At 67.9% G+C, this 18,574-nt stretch carries 20 protein-coding genes and 3 pseudogenes; 14 read left to right on the forward strand and 9 right to left on the reverse strand.

Annotated features, from left to right (window positions below):
• Window positions 1-146: 146 nt before the first annotated feature.
• Window positions 147-1,073 carry a phosphotransferase family protein gene (locus HG542_RS20540; protein ID WP_171083545.1) on the reverse strand — a complete coding sequence of 309 codons (927 nt, stop codon included), beginning with the start codon at window positions 1,071-1,073 and terminating at the stop codon, window positions 147-149.
• A gap of 97 nt (window positions 1,074-1,170) precedes the next feature.
• Between HG542_RS20540 and HG542_RS36285 the strand changes: the two genes are divergently transcribed.
• Complete coding sequence (locus HG542_RS36285; protein ID WP_171083547.1) at window positions 1,171-1,311, forward strand: hypothetical protein; 141 nt, start codon at window positions 1,171-1,173, stop codon at window positions 1,309-1,311.
• 7 nt (window positions 1,312-1,318) lie between these two features.
• Here HG542_RS36285 and HG542_RS20550 read toward each other — a convergent pair.
• Window positions 1,319-2,118, reverse strand: a pseudogene (locus tag HG542_RS20550) (IS5 family transposase).
• Window positions 2,119-2,234: 116 nt separating this feature from the next.
• Window positions 2,235-2,531, reverse strand: a complete 297-nt coding sequence (locus tag HG542_RS20555; protein ID WP_229922819.1) for a RacP protein — start codon at window positions 2,529-2,531, stop codon at window positions 2,235-2,237.
• 175 nt (window positions 2,532-2,706) lie between these two features.
• On the opposite strand from HG542_RS20555, the gene HG542_RS20560 reads away from it, so the two are divergent.
• The gene (locus HG542_RS20560; RefSeq protein ID WP_176606786.1) at window positions 2,707-3,177 is read left to right on the forward strand and encodes a GNAT family N-acetyltransferase; all 471 of its coding nucleotides are present in this window, start codon (window positions 2,707-2,709) and stop codon (window positions 3,175-3,177) included.
• A 30-nt stretch (window positions 3,178-3,207) separates the two neighbouring features.
• Here the strand turns inward: HG542_RS20560 and HG542_RS20565 are convergent.
• The 4 genes and pseudogenes from HG542_RS20565 to HG542_RS34550 all read right to left on the reverse strand — a co-directional run.
• Window positions 3,208-3,561: pseudogene (locus HG542_RS20565) on the reverse strand (ATP-binding protein); the annotation flags it as partial.
• Complete coding sequence (locus HG542_RS20570) at window positions 3,516-3,710, reverse strand: hypothetical protein (RefSeq protein WP_176606780.1); 195 nt, start codon at window positions 3,708-3,710, stop codon at window positions 3,516-3,518. The gene HG542_RS20570 and the pseudogene HG542_RS20565, both read right to left, overlap by 46 nt.
• A gap of 213 nt (window positions 3,711-3,923) precedes the next feature.
• Window positions 3,924-4,259, reverse strand: a complete 336-nt coding sequence (locus HG542_RS35260; protein ID WP_171083466.1) for a hypothetical protein — start codon at window positions 4,257-4,259, stop codon at window positions 3,924-3,926.
• 125 nt (window positions 4,260-4,384) lie between these two features.
• Window positions 4,385-4,747 (reverse strand): annotated as a pseudogene (locus HG542_RS34550) (transposase); the annotation flags it as partial.
• 245 nt (window positions 4,748-4,992) lie between these two features.
• On the opposite strand from HG542_RS34550, the gene HG542_RS20585 reads away from it, so the two are divergent.
• Together HG542_RS20585 and HG542_RS20590 are read left to right on the forward strand one after the other, a co-directional pair.
• Window positions 4,993-5,550 carry a hypothetical protein gene (locus HG542_RS20585; RefSeq protein ID WP_171083548.1) on the forward strand — a complete coding sequence of 186 codons (558 nt, stop codon included), beginning with the start codon at window positions 4,993-4,995 and terminating at the stop codon, window positions 5,548-5,550.
• 493 nt (window positions 5,551-6,043) lie between these two features.
• Window positions 6,044-6,852, forward strand: a protein-coding gene (locus HG542_RS20590) for an IS5 family transposase (protein WP_171083549.1) whose coding sequence is annotated in 2 segments (ribosomal slippage) — window positions 6,044-6,383 and window positions 6,383-6,852 — 810 coding nt in all. Because the reading frame shifts where the segments join, the coding sequence is not laid out codon by codon here.
• Window positions 6,853-7,018: 166 nt separating this feature from the next.
• On the opposite strand, the gene HG542_RS20595 is transcribed toward HG542_RS20590, so the two are convergent.
• On the reverse strand, window positions 7,019-7,972 hold the full coding sequence (locus tag HG542_RS20595; protein WP_171083552.1) for a hypothetical protein: 954 nt from the start codon (window positions 7,970-7,972) through the stop codon (window positions 7,019-7,021).
• 268 nt (window positions 7,973-8,240) lie between these two features.
• Here HG542_RS20595 and HG542_RS20600 point away from each other — a divergent pair, with 268 nt between their 5' ends.
• The 7 genes from HG542_RS20600 (at window position 8,241) to HG542_RS20630 (ending at window position 15,285) form a co-directional block, all read left to right on the forward strand.
• Window positions 8,241-8,369, forward strand: a complete 129-nt coding sequence (locus HG542_RS20600) for an albusnodin family lasso peptide (protein ID WP_171083553.1) — start codon at window positions 8,241-8,243, stop codon at window positions 8,367-8,369.
• Between the two features lie 8 nt (window positions 8,370-8,377).
• A complete protein-coding gene (locus HG542_RS20605) occupies window positions 8,378-10,240 on the forward strand; it encodes an asparagine synthase-related protein (protein ID WP_171083556.1) in 1,863 nt (620 codons plus the stop codon).
• On the forward strand, window positions 10,237-10,494 hold the full coding sequence (locus tag HG542_RS20610; protein ID WP_171083557.1) for a lasso peptide biosynthesis PqqD family chaperone: 258 nt from the start codon (window positions 10,237-10,239) through the stop codon (window positions 10,492-10,494). Before HG542_RS20605 ends, HG542_RS20610 begins: the two co-directional genes overlap by 4 nt.
• Window positions 10,491-10,913, forward strand: coding sequence for a lasso peptide biosynthesis B2 protein (locus HG542_RS20615; RefSeq protein ID WP_171083559.1), 423 nt, complete (start codon window positions 10,491-10,493; stop codon window positions 10,911-10,913). Before HG542_RS20610 ends, HG542_RS20615 begins: the two co-directional genes overlap by 4 nt.
• Window positions 10,914-11,018: 105 nt before the next feature.
• Window positions 11,019-12,743, forward strand: a complete 1,725-nt coding sequence (locus HG542_RS35970) for an ABC transporter ATP-binding protein (protein ID WP_268256429.1) — start codon at window positions 11,019-11,021, stop codon at window positions 12,741-12,743.
• Window positions 12,744-13,046: 303 nt separating this feature from the next.
• Window positions 13,047-14,654 carry an RICIN domain-containing protein gene (locus HG542_RS20625; RefSeq protein ID WP_171083563.1) on the forward strand — a complete coding sequence of 536 codons (1,608 nt, stop codon included), beginning with the start codon at window positions 13,047-13,049 and terminating at the stop codon, window positions 14,652-14,654.
• A gap of 232 nt (window positions 14,655-14,886) precedes the next feature.
• A complete protein-coding gene (locus HG542_RS20630; RefSeq protein ID WP_171083565.1) occupies window positions 14,887-15,285 on the forward strand; it encodes a hypothetical protein in 399 nt (132 codons plus the stop codon).
• A gap of 86 nt (window positions 15,286-15,371) precedes the next feature.
• On the opposite strand, the gene HG542_RS20635 is transcribed toward HG542_RS20630, so the two are convergent.
• Window positions 15,372-16,337, reverse strand: a complete 966-nt coding sequence (locus HG542_RS20635) for a helix-turn-helix transcriptional regulator (RefSeq protein WP_171083567.1) — start codon at window positions 16,335-16,337, stop codon at window positions 15,372-15,374.
• 96 nt (window positions 16,338-16,433) lie between these two features.
• Between HG542_RS20635 and HG542_RS20640 the strand changes: the two genes are divergently transcribed.
• The 3 genes from HG542_RS20640 to HG542_RS20650 all read left to right on the forward strand — a co-directional run bounded on the left by HG542_RS20640 (window position 16,434) and on the right by HG542_RS20650 (window position 18,433).
• Window positions 16,434-16,799, forward strand: a complete 366-nt coding sequence (locus tag HG542_RS20640; RefSeq protein ID WP_046929261.1) for a VOC family protein — start codon at window positions 16,434-16,436, stop codon at window positions 16,797-16,799.
• Between the two features lie 68 nt (window positions 16,800-16,867).
• Window positions 16,868-17,602 (forward strand): hypothetical protein, encoded by a 735-nt coding sequence (locus tag HG542_RS34555; RefSeq protein WP_218039062.1) that lies wholly within the window; start codon window positions 16,868-16,870, stop codon window positions 17,600-17,602.
• A 90-nt stretch (window positions 17,603-17,692) separates the two neighbouring features.
• Complete coding sequence (locus HG542_RS20650; RefSeq protein WP_227728315.1) at window positions 17,693-18,433, forward strand: LppU/SCO3897 family protein; 741 nt, start codon at window positions 17,693-17,695, stop codon at window positions 18,431-18,433.
• Window positions 18,434-18,574 lie beyond the last annotated feature (141 nt).

The raw sequence follows: 18,574 nt of genomic DNA on the forward strand, positions 1-18,574 counted from the left end.
CAGCCAGTGTTGGTGCGGGCATTCACGGTTGCGCGCGGTGCTGCTGAAGGCGTGAGCATCAGCAGCGAGCGCCCGGTAAGCGTCGAGCAGATTTGCGGGCTGCCCCACGATTGAGAGCGGACGTTCGGTGCTCCCCGCTACTGGCATCACAGTGTGTGGCGCCACCAGTAGCGCCCGACTATGAGTTCCTCAAGTGCCCGGAGCCTGTCCGTAGCCAGCTGCTGGAAGGCATCGGGGTTTTCGAGCGCGACACAGAGGTCGGAGGCGAGGTAGGTCGCTTCGCGAACCTCGCAATCTGCCCGGAGGGTTTCCAGAGAGGTCGTCGTCGCATGGGCGATGACGTCGAGAACGGTCTCCGTGTGCGGGCCGCTGAACCGGGTCAGGAAGAACCAGTCGTCGGCCGGTTCGCCAAAGCGGGCCCACTCGAAGTCCAGCAGGGCCGTCACGCTCAGATCCTGCACGAGCCAGTTGTCCCAGTGGCAGTCCGCGTGAACCGGGACGGCTGCTTGTGCGTGCAGCGGCGCGCGCTTCGCGATCGCCATCAGACCGTCGAGCAGACGGCGAGGTATGGATTCGTGCCGGTCGAGGACGGCGAGCCTGTCGATCTCAGCGAAGAGTGCAGCCTGGCTGGTGAACCCGCCGTGGTCGAGGGGTTCTCGCAGTGTCTGTTCGGTGGGGCCCGCAGGCATCCAGTTGTGCAGCCGGTCGAGCCATTGGACTGCTTCCTCCGCCAAGGAGCGTGCTGTCACGCTGTCCACGCCGGGCATGCCCATGCCGGGAGCCGTCCCCGGTATGCGGGTGTAGCAGGCGTAGCGAACGTCGCGCGTCCCCAGCTGGTAGAGCCCGCTGTCGAGCAGAGGGGCCGTGAGGCCGGTGGGCAGGTGGGGTGCGAGTGCGATCTCCCGGTTCAGCCGGGAGTGGTCGGCGGCATCAATGATCTTCACGACGACGTCCGAGCCGACGTAAACATGGTGGGAGCTGCTCTCAGCGGTGGCCATGGGGCCGGGGTCGCGGCCCAGGGCCGCAGCGGCGATCGCGCGAGTGGCATCGTGGGCCTGTCGCAAGTCGGTCATGGGTCCTCCAGGCGTAGACGGTGATCTTGCCGGTGGGGTCAGTCGACGCGGTTGCGGACACCGTTGGTATCGGCGTGCGAAGCCAGAAGATCACGCAGTGGCCGCAGGTCGCAGCGTAGTTTCTGCTCGTCGGCAGGATGCGTTCGAGGGCCTGATGGATCGGATTGCCGCCGCAGCGGACTTGTTCGGCGCCTTCCTTCGCTTCGCCATCGGCGACGCGGAGGAAGAGGAGGAGTGAGGGGTGGTCAGCCGTCGGCCGGTGCCGGTTTCCTCGGCCAGCTCGGGGTGACGCCTTTCCGGGCCAGGCGCCTGGTCATGAGGGTGATCGCGGCCCAGGTGATCAGGGTCTCGGAGTGCTGGACGAGGCGTTCGTAGTCCCGCGCGTGCCGGCGGGCGTGCATCATCCAGGCCAGCGACCTTTCGGCAACCCAACGGCGGGGCAGGATCACGAAGCCGGAGGCGTCCTTGGGCCGGGAGACGGTCTTCATGGTGAGGCGGAGGTGTTGCTTCGCCCAGGCGACGAGCTTCCCGGCGTATGCGGAGTCGGCCCAGACGATGGTGATTTCCGGGTGCATTATCCGGAGCCGGAAGAGGACTTCCTTGGCCGCGGCGGAGTCGTGCAGATCGGCGGGGGTGACCATGACCAGCAGCGGCAGCCCCCGGGTGTCCACCACGAGATGCCGTTTCCTCCCGTTGATCTTTTTCCCCGGATCGTAGCCCCGGGTGGCCCGGCTGACGGTCTCCGCAGCCTTCACCGACTGCGAGTCGATGATGGTGGCCACGGCCCTGGGGCCCTTGCCCATCTCGCGGCGGATCCGGCCAGCGAGGGCGTCGCGGATCTGCCCGACGATCCCGCGTGCGGCCCACCTCGCCATGAACCCCCAGACCGTCCGCCAGGGCGGGAAGTCCGCAGGCGGGCTCGCCATTTGCAGCCGGTGTCCAGGACGTAGCGGATCGCGTCGACGATCTCCCGGCGGGGGTGCTTCTCCGACCGTCCGCCGGTGGGCGTCTCGCAGGCTGGCGGCGGGAGGAGGGGCTCGATCAGCGCCCATTCGGTGTCGGTGGTGTCCGAGGGGTAGCGGCGGCGATCCCGTCGGTGACCTGCGGCGGGGGCAGCCCGGCGGCGCTGGGCGGCCCCCGCGGGGAGGGGAAGGGAGGAGTTCAGGAGCTGGCGATGAGGTCGAGGGTGGACTCGATGGAGTTGAGCTGGGCGACGATGTGCCGCACCCACTTGTCGTTCGGGTGGGCGGCGGCGTGCGGGGCGACGGTGCCGGTGATGAACCGGCGGAACTCGGTCAGCTTCTCGCCCACCACGGCCCGCTCGTAGGTCTCCAGGACATCGCGTTCGGCGCCGAGCAGATAGCCGGCCTCGCGGGACCAGGCCAGCGGCGGCCAGCCCTTCTCCGCGGCCTGGTCGCACAGGGCGGCGAGCCCGTCGCGGACCTGGCGGGCGGACAGGTGTCCCCGTACTCGTCCGAGTGCGCCATCAAGTACGGAGGTAAGTGCACCAGTCTCAGTAGGTGTTCTCTTCCTTGTCGTGACGACGGTCCAGCGACCCTGGGGCGTTCGTATTTCAGAGTGCGCCGGTGGTCGGGCGGATAGGCTCGGTCAGGTGATTGAGACTGAACGGCTCTTGCTGCGGCGTCTGCGGGCTGAGGACGTCGATGCGCTCGTCGCGCTCCATGGGGATAAGCGGGTGAACCGGTTCGTCAGCACCTATTCGCATCAACAGGCGTTGGAACGGCTGGCCTCGGACAAGCAGCAGTGGACGGAGCGCGGTCACGGGCTGTTCGCCGTCGAGCTGAAGTCCAGCGGTGAGTTCATCGGCCGGGTCGGGCTGAACTACTGGGAGATCCTCGGCGAAGTGGAACTCGGCTGGATTCTGAAGGCCGAGGCATGGGGCCACGGCTATGCGACCGAAGCGGCCGGTGCATGTCTGGAATGGGGTTTCGCGACCTTGGACGCGGACCACTTCATCGCCATGATCGGTCACGGGAACACCGCCTCGGTGCGGGTGGCGGAGCGGCTCGGCTTCACCCCTCTGCGCAAGGACGTGCTGTTCGGTCACCCGTGCACGGTGTACTCCGTGGATCAGCTGGCCTGAAAGGTCGTCCGCATCAGGTCAAAAGCAAGGTCAGGCCACGTCGGTGTCTCGTTCGATGGCCTGGAGTCGGTTCTTGAGGCGGTAGCTGTTGCCGTTGATCGGGACGACTTCGCAGTGGTGAAGGAGGCGATCGAGGATGGCGGTGGCCAGGACCTCGTCGCCGAAGACCTGGCCCCATTCACTGAAGGTTTTGTTCGAGGTCAGGATAATCGAGCCCTTTCCGTAGCGCTTGGAGATCACCTGGAAGACCAGGTTTGCTTCGGCTCGCTCGAGGGGCTGGTATCCCACTTCGTCGACCACAAGAACGCCCGGCCGAAGGTAGGTTGTGAGTTTGCTGGTCAGACGCCCAGCGCTTTCAGCGGCTTTGAGGTTGCGGACCATGTCGTGCGTGTCAGCGATTCGACCCCGGCCTCGGCGCTGCCGCCGGCGAGGTCACCGTCGGCAAGCGCCCGCAGAGCCTTCGCGCTGAGCTCGACGAAACGGACGCGTTTGGAGACGGAGAGAGGTTCGTGATTCATCGCGGAGATGTTCACCCCAGCACCGCAGGGCTGTCCATCGCTTTACGGCCTCGGCGGACGTGACGATCACCGTCGGGCAGTGACGTGAGCAGGGCCGCACGAATGCCGTGCCCGAACCTGTCCTCATCCGCGACACCGCTCGCCAATCCCCCACCAGCCGAGCCAGCAGATCAGCACGACTGAAACTCAAATTCCCCCGAGACCGTAAGCTGGACCCGAAGAGTCCATCTACTCATCCGGAGTGAACTTCCCGGTGATCTCCGTGAGCGTGATGGCCCCTGGCCCGATCGCCACTCCCAGGTACCGGCTGGACGTCCGCATGTACTCCTGGTGCCCACCTACGTGCACTGCCAACGTCCACAGGTAATCGCGCACGTCCTCACGCTCGCCCAAGGGTCCCTTAAGGATCTCCTCCCGCGCGGAGATGAACCGGCGGAGCCGTTCCACAGCCATAGCAGCCATGGAGTCGACCGCCTCTTGCACCCCGGCGCCTTCCCGCCGGAACAGCCAGAACGAGTTGAAGGAGTTCTGTCCATCCCCTCCGAGTGTGGAGGGGATGGACATCGGTGGGCCCCAGCCGGACCGCGTCCAGGACTTGTGTCCAGGACGTGCGGTCCGGGGTGAGCGCGGCGACGAATGAGTACGGCCAGCCCCACGTGGTCCGATGAGCGGCCGTTGCGGCCGTGGACCAGGCAGAACAGCCGATCCGGCGAGCAGGCGGCGTCCGAGCGCAGCCATGGGGAGACGTCGACCGTGAGCACGATCCGCCCGTCGAACCGCAGAAGCGGCAGGGATATCAGCAGGTCACGTAAGGCATCAGCGTCGAGCCGGCCGTGGTTCAAGGCCCCGTACAGAGAGCCATAACCGCGCTGATGCTCGGCAAGCAGCGACAGCTCCACCGGCGTCCGCGTCGGCCCGTCCGCGCATAGCAGCGTGTCGGCCAGCTCGAAGAACGCATCCGCCCGCGCGGACAGACACCCGTAGAAGGCCGTCCGAAAGCGTGACAGCTCTGCGAACGCATCCCGTCCACCGGGCTGCTGCAGCACACTCATCCCACGGCCTTCCTTGTGAACTCCTGTATCTCGTCGCAGAGTTCAGGATCACGAGGAAGGCCGCCCTCATACCCTGCAATCACACCAAAGAGTGACCACATGACCAGTGAAGGCTCTGGTTGTTTCGGCTGCGTGGGGCGAGTGGTTCGCAGGTGCCCACAAGGAGGCCCATACGGGTGAAATGCGTGCTTGACCGGTGTTGTGCGTTGACGAATGGTGCTCCTCTGGCTCTAGCAACGGCATATGTGGCCGTGCTGGAGAAAGGGGTCGTCATGCCTCGGACGCTGATGACGACAAGGGCCAGGATCGCCGTAGTAGCAGCAACGAGTATCGCCGGGCTGCTGTTCTCCCGAGGGGCCGCTTTCGCGGACAACCCAGGCGACTGGGGGTTCACCCTCAACGAGGAGGTCCAGCCGGGCAGCACAACCGAGTTCTACCCAACCCTCGCGTGTGACCCGGGGGACTCCTCCACGGCTGGGTGCACCTACAGCAAGGACATGCAGTTCACCGTGACGACGTCCCACGACGCGACGATGACCATGGTGTCCAACAGCTCCCCGCTGCTGGACCGCGGCACAGGTACACCGGTGGGAACTTGCACGGTGGCCAATGCCACGGAAATCGTATGCGTGCCCAACACCAGCGGCTCAGTCAACGACGGTGATGCGCTGATCACCGACGACGCCGTGGATCTCGATGTACCGGACTCCGACTGCAACGAAGACGTCGTCGCATTCGAGTGGCTCTACCAGGGCACTGACGAGGGCGATGACCCCTCGGCGGTCTACACGTCGGGGTGCTGAACCGGAGTCTCATGAGCCGGTCTTGTGCTGTCCGACGGGTCCATCACTCGACCCATCGGACAGACCTTAGTCGCGGTGGACAGCGGCCGACGCGTGCTTGAGGCCGGCGTCTTCCTCGGCGGCGATGTCCTCGCGGTAAGACGCGGGCGACCATCGCGGCCGCGAGCTTGGCGGCCTCCTTGACGATGCCGCACTGCTCGGCGCACCGTTCAGCCTGCGCCTTCATGCGGACCGCGGAGTCGGCCAGGTCCGCGATCAGGCCGGTGACCTCGGTGGAGATGTTGTGGTCGCCGACCAGGTCGGCGACCGACGTGGGTAATCCGTCAAGCGATCCGAGACGCTGATCGAACGCGACCGAAACAGACGGCAGCGATCACAACCCTCAATACAGAGAGTGACCACCCGGTGTTAAGGAACAAGCTAACTGATCGTTTCAAAATGAGTTCGGTGTGGCGGCTGGGAGTTGAGGGAGTCGTCCGGCAAGGTCTGCCGAATGGCTGACGCTCTTGTACCCGACGACCTGTGGGAGCGGATAGCGCCGCTGCTCCCGGCCCAGCCGCCGCGGCGGCACCGGTTCCCCGGCCGGAAGCCGGTGGATGACCGGGTCGCCCTGGCCGGCATCATGTACATACCGCGCAAAGGCGTGACCTGGGCGGACGTGCCTGCCGAACGGATCGGCTGCAGCGGGGTGACCTGCTGGCGGCGGCTGCGGGACTGGACCGAGGCAGGAGTCTGGCCCCGGCTCCACGAAGCCCTCCTGACCGAGCTCCGCAGAGCCGGGCTCCTCGACATGGACGACTGCTCGATCGACGGCTCCCACGTCAGGGCGCTCAAAGGGGGGCTCACACCGGCCCCTCGCCGGTCGACCGAGGCCGGCCCGGCTCCAAGCACCATGTGATCGTCGACCGGCACGGCACCCCGCTCTCCGTCACGTTGACCGCCGGGAACCGGCACGACGTCACCCAGCTCATGCCCCTGCTGGACGCCGTGCCCCGCATCCGCGGCAGGCGAGGCCGTCCCCGCCACCACCCCCAGCGCCTGTTCGCCGACCGCGGCTACGACTTCGACAAATACCGCCGCCTGATCCGCAAGCGCGGTATCACCCCGAAGATCGCTCGCCGCGGCATCGCACACGGCTCAGGTCTCGGCAAGACCCGCTGGGTGGTAGAGCGCGCCTTCGCCTGGCTGCACCAGTTCAAACGCCTGCGCATCCGCTACGAGATACGCGCCGACCTCCACCAAGGGCTTCTTCAACTCGCCTGCACCATCATCTGCTTGAGACGACTACGCACCGCATTCTGAAACGATCAGAAGGCTTGGACACAGCGACATCCTTTCCACCTGCCCTACAGGGCAAGCCAGTTCAGATGTCACCCGATCGTGCAGCAGACCCCTCAGTCAGTGTGCGCACCGCTTGGAGGGCACCGCTTGCTGCGCCCGGAACCGCGCCCGTCCTGATTGAAGTGCGTCACTGGAAACGCGTATCGGTGCGTGGGTCGGGGACGGCGACCATGGTGAGTCGGGCGGTACGGCCGGCTTGTCGGCAGGTGTGGCGCCGGAGTGCTGTGAGTGGTGCGAGGCGGCGGGCGAGTGACATTCGGGAGTCGGGGGTATGGTGGCGGGCGCCGATGGTGGCCGGGCGGGGCAGGAAGGCGTTGCCGAAGCGCACCAGGGCGGGGCGGTTCGCGCGGGCGAGGCCGGTGTGGAGTTCGTGCAGGATGTGTGCGGCGAGAGCACGCTGGGCGTCTGCGGCCTTGTGTGGTCCGTGGAGGTGAGCGTGCAGCCGGAGGGTGTTGAAGGAGTCGTCACGGACGTCCTGTTCGTAGCCGACGCAGTCCGCGACGACTTCGTCCCGCGCGAAGACGTGCCGGGCCAGGCTCATGAACTCCTCGTCGACTGACAGGTCTGCCAGACGCAGTGCGAAGCGCAGCAGCAGGCGGATGTGTGCCGAGCGGCTGTAGCAGGTCTCGCGGATGAGCTCGGCGGTCAGCGGCAGACGGCCCTGCATGATGCGGGTCTCGGTCTGTGCGTACCGGACGAGAGTGTCGAGTTCGGTATCGATGGCTGTGTCGTGGGACAGGCCGTAGGCGGCCAGGATGGCGTCGATCCCTTCCCGGCCGCCGCCTTTCGGGCCGGCTCCGCCGCGCTGGTGTTCCTCCAGGTCGCCGTCGGTGCGGTAGACCAGTGCCTCGAAGTGGTGGAGGACGGGAACAAGTTGGGCCGCAGCCCGCTGCGGGTAGCCGAGGCGTTCCAGCAGTTCCGTGCAGGCCCCTGCGACCCGGCAGGCTTTGAGCTGGTGCTGGAAGGTGACCGCGGTCTCGTTCCAGTGTTGCTGGTCCAGGTGTTCCAGCGGTGTCTGAGCTGTTGCACGGGCTTGCCTGATGAGGAGTCGGGTGCGCTGCGATGTCGGCGTGATGGTCACGTGAGTCTCCTCGGTGAGCGGGACTGTTCCGGTGAAGTCCGCGCCTGCGGCGCTGTGCGGGCGCTGTGGTGCCTGGTGTCCGTGTGACGCACCACGCCCTGGCATCGGCCCCCCAACCCCTTGAAGCTACACGGCAGTTAGCGGGAAAAGCGGCGGGAGGATGTACGGGTTTCCCCAGTAGTGGCCATGAAAATCTCGTCTCGAACGTCGCCACAACCGGCACTCAAAGTCCGGACGGGCAACCATGGATTCGAAAGGAGTTTCGCCAATGGAGCGGCGGGACAGCGAACAGAACGAGGCGTACGAGACGCCGCAGTTGGTGGAGGTCGGCGGGTTCGCCGACCTCACCCTGGGCAGCGGCCACCAGCACAGTGAGTCCTACGGCTACTACGACTGAGGATGCGCGTGCCCACCGACGTCTCGTTCGTAGTCTTCCCCGACAGTGACGGCAGCCAGGCCGCCGCGCGACGGTTGTGCGACGCGCCCGGCGTACAGCTGGTCAGCCACGCGTCGGGCAGACCGTGGATAGTCGGCCGCTGGCCGGTCGGCGGACTGACCGTCGCCGCCGCGGGACGGGCACGGGTGGCGCTGGCCGGGCACAGCCCGGCCGACGCCGACCACCTCGACCGGGTCGTACGGCAACGCCCGGACCTGTCCGCCGTGGATGCCCTGGCCCGGACGGTGCGCGGCAGCGCTCATCTCGCCGCCTCGGCCGGCGGGAAGGTGCGGGTGCAGGGCACGGCGTCCGGCGTGCGCCGTGTCTTCCACAGCCGCCTCGACGGCGTCACCGTCGCAGCGGACCGGCCCGATACGCTCGCCAGGCTGATCGGAGCGGACATCGACGACGAGCTGCTGGCCTTGCGCCTGCTCGCGCCTACGGCGTCCTACCTGCTGAACGAACGGCCCGTATGGCGCAAGGTGCACCAGGTGACCCCCGGCCACTGCCTCGTCCTCGATGCCGAAGGCCGCGCCCGTACCACCCGATGGTGGACACCACCCGCCGCCGACCGGTCGCTGGAAGACGGAGCCCCGGCCGTGCGGGACGCGCTGGTGGATGCCGTGCACTACAGGGTGAAGGACGCGGGCGCGGCCAGCACCGACCTGTCGGGCGGCATGGACTCGGGCGCCGTGGCCCACTTGGCCGCGGACAAGGCCGCATCGCTGACCACCATCCGCACCCCGCAGCTCGACCGCGGCGGTGACGACGCGCTGTGGGCCCGGCGCCTGACCGATCAACTGCCCGACGCGGAACACCTCCTGCTGGAGTACGAGCAGGCCCCCACCATGTTCGCCGGGCTCGACACCGGCGAAGGGATGACCGTCCCCGCCGGACCTCCGCACTGGGTACGCTCCGGGGCCCGGTTCGCCGACGTGTGCCGGCAGGCCGCGGACCGCGGATCGCGTCTGCATCTGTGCGGCCACGGCGGGGACGAGATCTTCGTCCCGCCCGCGAGCCACCTGCATTCGCTGGTGCGCTCACACCCCCGGCTGGCCGTGCGCGCGGTCCGGGGCCGCCGGGCGATGACCAGATGGCCTTTGGGCGCCACTTGGCGGGCGCTGGCCGATTCCCGCGACTTCCCGTCCTGGCTCGCCCACTGCGCGAACCGCCTCGACGCCCCGCCCGCCTCGCCGTTCGCTCCGCAGACCGGCTGGACACCCATGCTCCGCATACCCCCCTGGGCCACGCCCAAGGCGGCCGACGCGGCACGCGAGCTGCTGCTGCGCACGGCGGGGGAGCACCCGGAGCCCCTGGCCCCCGGGCGAGGCACACACGAGACCCTGGACAGGATCCATCTGGCGGGAGCCGCGGTCCACTACGCCGAACGGCTCATGGCCGCCCACGGCATCCGCTTCGCTGCGCCCTACCTCGACGACCGCGTGATCGAGGCCGCACTGGCAGTGCGGCCGCACGAACGCGGCACCCCCGACCGCTACAAGCCTCTGCTCGCCCACGCCATGCGCGGTCTGGTCCCCGACACGATGCTGCAACGAACCACCAAGGGCGCCTACGACGAGGACACCTATGACGGCCTTCGCCGCCACCGCCGCACACTGCTGAGCCTCTTCGAGGGCTCGCGGCTGGCCCGGCTCGGTCTGGTCGACGACGCGGCCGTACGGAACGTGCTGCGCACCTCCCACCCCACCGTCGTGCCACTCAGGGACCTGGAACCGACCCTGGCGTGCGAAGTCTGGCTGCGCTCCCGCGCCGCCCAGGAGCGATCCCCAGGAACCGCACCGGCCGCCGACGACCTCGAAGGAATCCTGTGACCTTCAGCTTGCACCCCCATGTCACCGCCACTGAAACCGAACACGGCACCGTGCTGCTCGACCAGCGCCGCGGCCGCTATTTCCAGCTCAACCCCACCGGAGCGCGAGTGCTGCAGCTGATGCTCAACGGCGCCTCCCACGAACACGCCGCCCGTGAACTGAGCGAGCAGTACGGCATCAGCGGGCAGCAGGCCCAGGCCGATGTGACCGCGCTGCTCACCGCCCTGCACACGGCAAAGCTGACCAAGCGATGAGCACGCCCGTCGCCCTGGGAAAGCGCGCCGCGCCTGCCTTGCGCCGCCGCCTCGCCGCGCACCTCGCCGTCGCTGCTGCCCGGCTGCTGGCCATGCTGCCGCCCGCACGCATCCGCACCGTCCTGCTCATCGCCCGCATGGGCGCCGCACCGGCACACACACGACAGGCACAGGCCGCCCGCGACGATGTCGTCGCTGTCAGCACGCTCTGCGCCGGGCAGGGCTGCCTGCAACGGTCCCTGGCCACCGCACTGCTGTGCAGGCTCGGTGGTACCTGGCCCACTTGGTGCACCGGGGTACGAACCGCTCCCTTCCGCGCCCACGCGTGGGTGGAGGCCGACGGACAGCCGGTCGGCGAGCCCGATCCGCCCGGCTACTACACGCCCACCCTCAGCGTCCCGCACCGGGCACACCGGTGACGGCCGTCACCGGCCGGCCACAGCCCGCACACCGCTGCGCGACCCGCGAACTCCCGCCGCCCGCACGCCCGCTGACCGGACCGGCACGTGAGGACTGATCCGACTGTGCAGCACCTTCGCATCGGCCAGGACCTTCTCCGAGGACGCAGGGCGCGGCGGAAATTCGCCGCAGCAGTGATCCTCGCTCTCGTGGCGACCGCGGCCGGCCTGGCCGCGCCGCTGCTCGTGAAGGAGGTCATCAGCTCCTACTCCCGGGGCGGTTCGATCACCGCCCCGGCGGTCCTGGTGGGCGGCGCCGCACTGGGAAGCACGGCCGGCTCAGCAGCATCCGGCTACCTGCTGGCCCGACTGGGCGAAGACATGCTCTTCCGGATCCGGCAGCGCGTCATGGCCCATGCCCTGCGCCTTCCGGTGAGTACCGTGCGGTCCTTGGGGACGGGAGACCTGGTGGCCAGGATCACCTCCGATGCCATGCTGCTGCGCGCGGTCGTCGACACCGGAGTGGTGCAACTGCCGCTGGCCGCCCTCACGGTGGCCTTCACGCTCCTGGTGATGGCGACACTCGACTGGATTCTGGTCCTGGTCACCGCCGGGTCCTTCGTCGTGGCCGGCATCGCCGTCGCGTTCGTCCTCAAAGGGGTCAGACGCAGCACCGCCGACCAGCAGGAGGCCGTCGGCGTCCTCGCCCAGCAGTTCACCGCCCACCTGTCCGCCCTGACCACCATCAAGGCACATCGATCGGAACAGCACGCGGCGGACCGCCTCGGCGATGAAGCGGCCGCTGTGCAAGCCACCTCGCTGCGCGCTGCCAGGCTCGAGTCCTTGATCGCCCCCGTCATGGGCCTGGGACAGCAGGTGGCCCTCGTATCGGTGATCACCAGCGGTGGCTTCCGGCTCGCCGGCACACAGCTGACCACTCCCGACTTCGCCGCGTTCCTGCTGTACTTGCTGCAACTCGTCCAGCCCGCCTTGGTCATCGCCACCGGGATGGGACGCCTGCAGGCCGGCCTGGCCGCCCGCGCCCGGCTCAATGATGTGCTCGCCCTGCCCCAGGAGGGCGACGGCGCGGTGACCGCGGCAGCCGTGCAGAGGCAGGACGAGGCGGCAATCGTCTTCGACAAGGTCGCCTTCGCCTATGCCGGCGAACCCGTCCTGCACCACCTGTCGTTCACCGTTCCGCGCACCGGCCTGACGGCGCTGGTCGGGCCGTCGGGCGCGGGAAAAAGCACCAGCCTCGCCCTCATCGTGCGGTTCATGCACCCCACCGAAGGCACCATCCGCGTACTCGGACGGGACGTCCGGGAGTGGACCCTTGATGAACTACGGCACCGCATCGCCTACGTGGACCAGCAGTTCGGTCTTCTGGAAGGCACCGTCCGCCACAACCTCCAGCTTGGCCGGCACCAGCCGTTCGACGACTCCTCACTGACCGCCGTGCTGGAGACCGTAGGGCTCCTGGAAGACATCCAGGCCCTGCCGCACGGGCTGGAAACCGTCCTGGGCCGCGACAACGACCTGTCCGGGGGCCAACGCCAGCGCATGGCCCTGGCGCGCGCCCTGCTCTCGGACGCCGAGATCATTCTTTTCGACGAGCCCACCTCGCAGTTGGACAGCATCAACGAAAAGCGTCTGCGCGCGGTCATGGACCGGCTTGCAGCCGACCGCACGGTGGTCATCGTTGCCCATCGGCTCTCGACCGTGCAGCACGCGCATCACATCGTGATGATCGCCGACGGCACAGCGACCGCCTCCGGCACCCACCGCGAACTCCTGGACCGGTCCCCCCTGTACCGGGAACTGGTGGCGAGCCAAGCCCTGGCGAGCGGATGAGACAACGGCCCCGGGGTCGACATGTCGGCGCCTGCCGGTGGTCGGTGCGTGGTCATCGCGGCCGCTCCTTCAGACGGGTTTGGCCCTCGCAGCCCGGTTCGTCCCATCCAGTGGAGAGGGGAGAAAACTCTGGTCTCTGCCCGCAGGCCCGGGCACTGCCGCCGCCCGGACGGTGGTCTACCCACAGGTTGAAGTGACCTAGGTCACTATGGCGGATTTCAGCAGGAATCCATTCCGCCGCCCTACGCTCATCGGGCGCACAGGAGATCCACAAATAACACAGAGTCAGCACAGAAGGCGGTCATGACCAGAACCACAAGAAGAGCCGCGAAAGCCCTCGCCGCACCGGCCATCGCCCTGAGCCTCTTAGCGGCCGCCCTGTCCGCCGCCCCGGCAAGCGCCGCAACCGACGACTACACCTTCACCAACCCCAACGGCACCCTCAACGCCACCGGCAACTACGACACGAACCAGATATCCGTCACCCCCGATGGCACCAACTACACCAACTGGCGCCTGATCAAACTCGACAAACCAGGCGAGTTCAACATCGCCAACACTTCCTCCGGCAAGTGCATATACGCCACCCAGCCCGCCACCCAGCAGTCCTGCGGCAAGGACGGCGAGCAATGGCACTTCCGCCCCATCGACGGCAAGCCCGACACCTTCGCCATCGCCCGCCGCGACGACGCCGCCGGCACCGAGTACTGCATGGACAACCGTGGCGGCCTGCACCTGTGGGGCATCCTCGCCCAGCCCAACACCTGCAACGGCGCCCCCACCCAGGAATGGAAACTTCCCGCGTCCAAGGCCACCGAGGCCCGCGCCCTGGCCACCGACTACTACGCGGCCCTGTGCGCCAGAGACACCTCCACCTGCTCATGGACCGAGAAGTCCGAGGGTGAGCCCCAAGCACTGCCCCGCGTCAAGGCCTCCTCGGTCTGGTACAACGGCACCGGAGACAGGGCCAGCCAGCTCTTCACCGTCATTTACCACTCCGGCTGGTCACAGACCCTCAGCTCCTCCATCGGCACGAGCGTCGGCGTCTCCGTACCCCTTCAGGCCATGGTCTCCGCCCAGCTGACGGCAGGCGTCACCTACACCTCCGACTCGACCACCGTCAACGGCATCGTCGCCACCGTCCCGGACAAGCACTACGCCTGGGTCGACTTCGCAGCCGTCGGCAAGAAGGTAACCGGCACCTGGACCTTCAACACCGGCAGTCAGCCCTGGACCACCGACGCAACGGTGACCGTTCCCGTCGTCGACTCGCAGGCGGGCTCCACCATGTACGCGATCAGCACCAGCGCCACCCCGCCCACCGGCAATACCAGTCCGGCACGCGAGCCCGCCGCGCAGACCCTGGCCACCACCACCAGCGCGAAGCTCAGCCTCCCGGCCGGAACCCACCTCACCACCACCGCGGACAGCGCCGTGGTCGCCGACGCCCAGGGCCGCCCCGTCATGCGGATGCACCCGGGCACCGTGACCGACACCCACGGCACCCGGCACGCCTACAAGCTCGAGCTGTCCGCCGACGGCAGCACCCTCACCCAGACCATCGAAGGCGCCACCGGCGAGACCCTCGAGGGAAGTGAGACACTCCCCACCGTCACCATGGGGCCCGGTACCTTCCCCGTTACCACCCGCTCGGCCATGCGACCCATGCGCTCCGACGGGGATCTGCGCAAGGACTGCGCCAAGGCCAACGGGCACACCTGCTCGGACAAGGAGTTCGACGACTTCAAGAAGTCCCGAGACTGGACGAAATGCGTGGGCCAGTGGACCATCGGCACCGGCATCGCCGGAGCGGTCACGGGTGGCCTGGGTGCCGGCGTCGGCGCGATCCCCGGAGGCATCCTCGGAGTGATCGGCGGAGGCACCGCTGGCCTGGTCGTGTGCAGCTTCTGACGTCAGCCTCTCCACCTTGAAGGACCGAGCCTGCGGATAACGCCCCCACCAGGTGCGGGGCATACAGGACGCGGCCCGCGCGCTCACCCCACCGTGGGAGTGAGTGCGCACCGATGCGATGGGACGGCGCGTTTCTCCTTGGCACGGGCCGTGGTCAAAGGGAAACCCAGATGCGCGGCATTGTCGCTGGCGATGCCGCGCACTCCCGCACGATGTCGGGCACTCCTACCCCGTGGAGTCCACGTGGATGCTGGGCATCGCCGGTGCGCACCACCGCATCGGGTGCGCGGCATCGGGTGCAGTCAGTGGCCGGCCTCCCGGCCACGGTGCGGTCCGGGCCCCTGCGGGCGGTACGCCTGCTGATCGTCCTGGCGCACCTGCACTCCATCGGCGTCGTCCTGCTCGGCGTAGCGGTCCGCGCTGGCACGTCCGCTGGACGCCGCCGCACGCCTCCTGGCTCAACCAGGCCGAGCTGTTCGTCTCCGCCCTGACCCGCCGGGCCGTGCGGCACGGCAACTTCGCCAACCGCGACGACCTGATCGGGAAGCTGGAGGCATACGTCATCGGGCACAACGAGACCGCCAAGCCCTACCGATGGACCTACGAAGGCACCCCGCTCAAGGCCGCCTGATCAACGCCCCTCCACGAACTTCCGCGGCGCAGCACTAGCTGTACTGACCGGGCACATCGATTGAGAACAGGGGACCTGATCGGCAATCACGATGCGGGGGTTGAGTGTCTGTCAGCCAGGTCCCTGGCGAGCTGACTGATGCGTGCGCGGGCCGTCTCAGGGGCGAGCACCTCGATGTGGTCGCCGAACTGAAGAAGCTGACGCACCGACTCGATGTCGGGGTAGCGCACGACGACGACGCACGAGCCATTTTCCGCGTCGGAGACATGGTGGATGCGGGTGCCGAGGATGCGCCGCGCCAGGTCCAGACCCTTTTCCGGCAGGCGGATGGTCACGCTCACGCGATCTTGCTCCTCAGTGCGTTTCTTCAACACGGCCCATCTGGTGCGGAGGGTTTCGCCTGGTTGGAGCACGGCTGGCGCGTCTAACTGTTCGAAGGCCGACAGTCGTTCCAGAGCGAGCAGCCGGCTGTCGCCCTGGTCATCGGCGACGAGATACCAACGACCTGATTTCGCCACGATCCCGTACGGGTCGACCACCCGTGTCGAAGCCTGCCTCTCGGCGCTGCGCCGGTACAGGATTCGAAGGCGTCGCCGGTGTCGCAGGGTCGCGGCCAGATCCGATACTTCGACCGCTGCCTCGGGGGCAGCAAACCACGCGGTGCTGTCGACAAGCACAAGGTCAGCCAGCCGCAGCGGGCTCGGCGACTCAGGTGCTACAGCCTGGCGGGCGGCGATCTTGCGCTCGGCCGACTCCCACGCCGCAGTGAGGCCCATTCGCTCACGTAGTGCGCTGTCCAAGCCGGCCACGGAAAGGGCCTCCAGTTCCGGTGGTTCCAGATGGGATGCGCTGAGCCGTGCACTGGGGAGCAGGACGATCCCGCCGTTCCGCCCACGTTCGGCATAGACGGGCACGCCCGCTGTCGATAGCGCCTCGACGTCCCGCAGCACAGTCCGCCGGGACACCTCAAGACGCGCGGCGAGCTCCGTGGTAGTGAGCCGCTGACGGGTCTGCAGGAGCAGCAGGAGATGCAGGAGCCTTGAAGCCTTCATGCTTACCCATGTTCTCAGAAAAGGTGACAGGTTCCGTCGCGATTGGGTGATCCACTGGGTGCTGGACCGAGAAATCAACGAGTTGAGGAGCACTCCATGCCCGCACCGAACCTGTTCCTGATCGGCGTCCGCGACGCCGAGGCCGCCACCGCCTTCTACAGCGACCTGTTCGAGATCGAACCGACCTTCACCAGTCCCCACTACGTAGCCTTCGAAGCTGCCCCCGGTGTCCTGTTCGCACTGTGGACGGGCTACAGCGAGCACGCGGTCCCGAGCCTCCCTCGTACGACAGAGATCGGACTCATGGTGCCGGGGCCATCGCAGGCGATTGACGAGATCTTCACGAGGTGGGCCTCGAAGGGGGTCCACGTTGTGCAGGAGCCGCATGATGCTGTCTTCGGCCGCACGTTCGTGATTACGGACCCTGACGGCAACCTCATCCGAGTCTCCCCGGTCGACTGACCTGCACTATCCCTCCTCGCATATCTCCAAGCTGAAGGGCCGGCCATATCGCCCTGGCGTACCGGGAGGTGGGCGTCACCGACCGGACGGTCCGCCGGCTGCGCATGGACGACGCGCAGTTCAACACTGCCGTGGTCACGGCCCTGGCCACACCGAAACCGAAGCGCGCCGCCCCTCTTTGCAGCACGCCGCGATGCGACAAACCCCAGAGCGCACGTGGTTTATGCATCACTCACTACGGCGCCGACTGGCGGAAACGCCAGAAGGGCGTCGGCCCGGAGGAACGTGCCCGCCGAGCCGACGAAGCCCTCCGAGTCGCCGAGCACGTGAAACGGGCCATCCTGGAAGCGCTCCGCTCCGGCAACTCACTCGACAAGGCATACCGGCAGACGGGGGTCAACCGCGGACGGGTTTGCCGACTCCGAGCGCAGGACCCGCAGTTCGACAAAGCCGTGGCGCAGGCCCTCTCCACAAAGAAGGCCAAGCCCCTGGAGCGCGAACAGCCCAGCACCGCAGACAGCGGCACGAGCCCGCTTCGGCCAGCCGCGACAACCAGCCATCAACCTCCCGGGAGATGCGAAGTCGACGACTGCCCGAACACCAAGATCAAGGCGAAGGGGTTGTGCCCCCGGCACTACTACCAGCAGTACCGCACCGGCCGCACCACCCCAGGGCCGCAGACCTACGGTCGGACGGCCTGCACTGTGCCCGGCTGCGGCCGACCACACCGGGCAAAGGGCTACTGCACCCGCTGCTACGAACAGCACGTCAGGAAGCGTCGTCATGCACGGAACGGCAACTGACCTTGGAATCAATCATCTAGGCGGCCTGGCCACCACCACCGCCACGGTTAGGGTACACAGGCAGTACTGCCGATCACCCAGGGACGTTCCATGACCACCCCGCCACCCCCATACGCCGGCCAGTCCTACGGGCAGCCGTACCCCCAGGGCAGCGCCTACCCAGCAGCTCCGGCCTGGGGGCAGCATCCGCCCTTCGGCGCAGCGCTGCAGTGCGAGATATGCGGCGGCATGCCGGCCGTCGGCGCCACGGTGCGGGGACATCAGGGAATGGTCGTCCTCATGCGCTTCCTGAGGCGATCGGGAACGTTCTGCCGCCCGTGCGGAACATCGCTGCACCGCCGGATGACCGCCGACACCCTCGCGCAGGGGTGGTGGGGCCCGCTCTCCATGGTGATCACTCCGTTCACCGTCCTGGCCAATGTGCTGGGGCCGCGTCGTGCGTTCCGTCGCCTCGGCCCGCCCTCCGCGGGCTGGCGACCACCGCTGGACCCTGGCAAGCGGGTGCTCCTGCGCCCGGCGGCTTTGGTGGTCACCCTCCCGTTCGCCCTGGTCCTCCTGGCCGTGCCGCTGCTGATCGTGATCGGCTTGCTGGCCGACGACTCGAAGCCGCCCAAGCTGTCCGTCGGCAACTGCGTTCGCAACAATGCCGCCTGGCCCCGCCAGGACCTCGAGGCGGTCGTCTGCGGCTCGTCTCCCGGCCAGTACCGGGTGTCACAGGAACTCACCAGCCCGGACGAGACCTGCACGGCGGACGGCCCGGAGATCCCGTACATCGCCTACCCCGAGTACAGCGCGACGGGTCACACGCTCTGTCTCGCTCCTGTCCGCTGAACGCGCGGCGACCAACTAGCACATAGGCCGGGCGTACCGGTAGCAATTCAGCACCGGAGCTGGGCCTTGCGGCGCGGAGCGCCGCAGCCTTCGGCTTCGCGTGACTGCGCTGTGGCGGAGGGGTGGGCGTCGTGCCGGGAA

Source organism: Streptomyces morookaense, assembly GCF_013030945.1.
In the GTDB taxonomy this organism is placed as follows: Bacteria; Actinomycetota; Actinomycetes; order Streptomycetales; family Streptomycetaceae; genus Streptomyces; species Streptomyces morookaensis.

What these genes read in the sequence shown, in the direction of transcription:
- HG542_RS20650 (WP_227728315.1), top strand. Translation starts at nt 17,693, where the DNA reads ATGACCACCCCGCCACCCCCATACGCCGGCCAGTCCTACGGGCAGCCG.
- HG542_RS20625 (WP_171083563.1), top strand. Translation starts at nt 13,047, where the DNA reads ATGACCAGAACCACAAGAAGAGCCGCGAAAGCCCTCGCCGCACCGGCC.
- HG542_RS35260 (WP_171083466.1), bottom strand. Translation starts at nt 4,259, where the DNA reads ATGTCCATCCCCTCCACACTCGGAGGGGATGGACAGAACTCCTTCAAC.
- HG542_RS20540 (WP_171083545.1), bottom strand. Translation starts at nt 1,073, where the DNA reads ATGACCGACTTGCGACAGGCCCACGATGCCACTCGCGCGATCGCCGCT.
- HG542_RS20635 (WP_171083567.1), bottom strand. Translation starts at nt 16,337, where the DNA reads ATGAAGGCTTCAAGGCTCCTGCATCTCCTGCTGCTCCTGCAGACCCGT.
- HG542_RS20600 (WP_171083553.1), top strand. Translation starts at nt 8,241, where the DNA reads ATGGAGCGGCGGGACAGCGAACAGAACGAGGCGTACGAGACGCCGCAG.
- HG542_RS20615 (WP_171083559.1), top strand. Translation starts at nt 10,491, where the DNA reads ATGAGCACGCCCGTCGCCCTGGGAAAGCGCGCCGCGCCTGCCTTGCGC.
- HG542_RS20640 (WP_046929261.1), top strand. Translation starts at nt 16,434, where the DNA reads ATGCCCGCACCGAACCTGTTCCTGATCGGCGTCCGCGACGCCGAGGCC.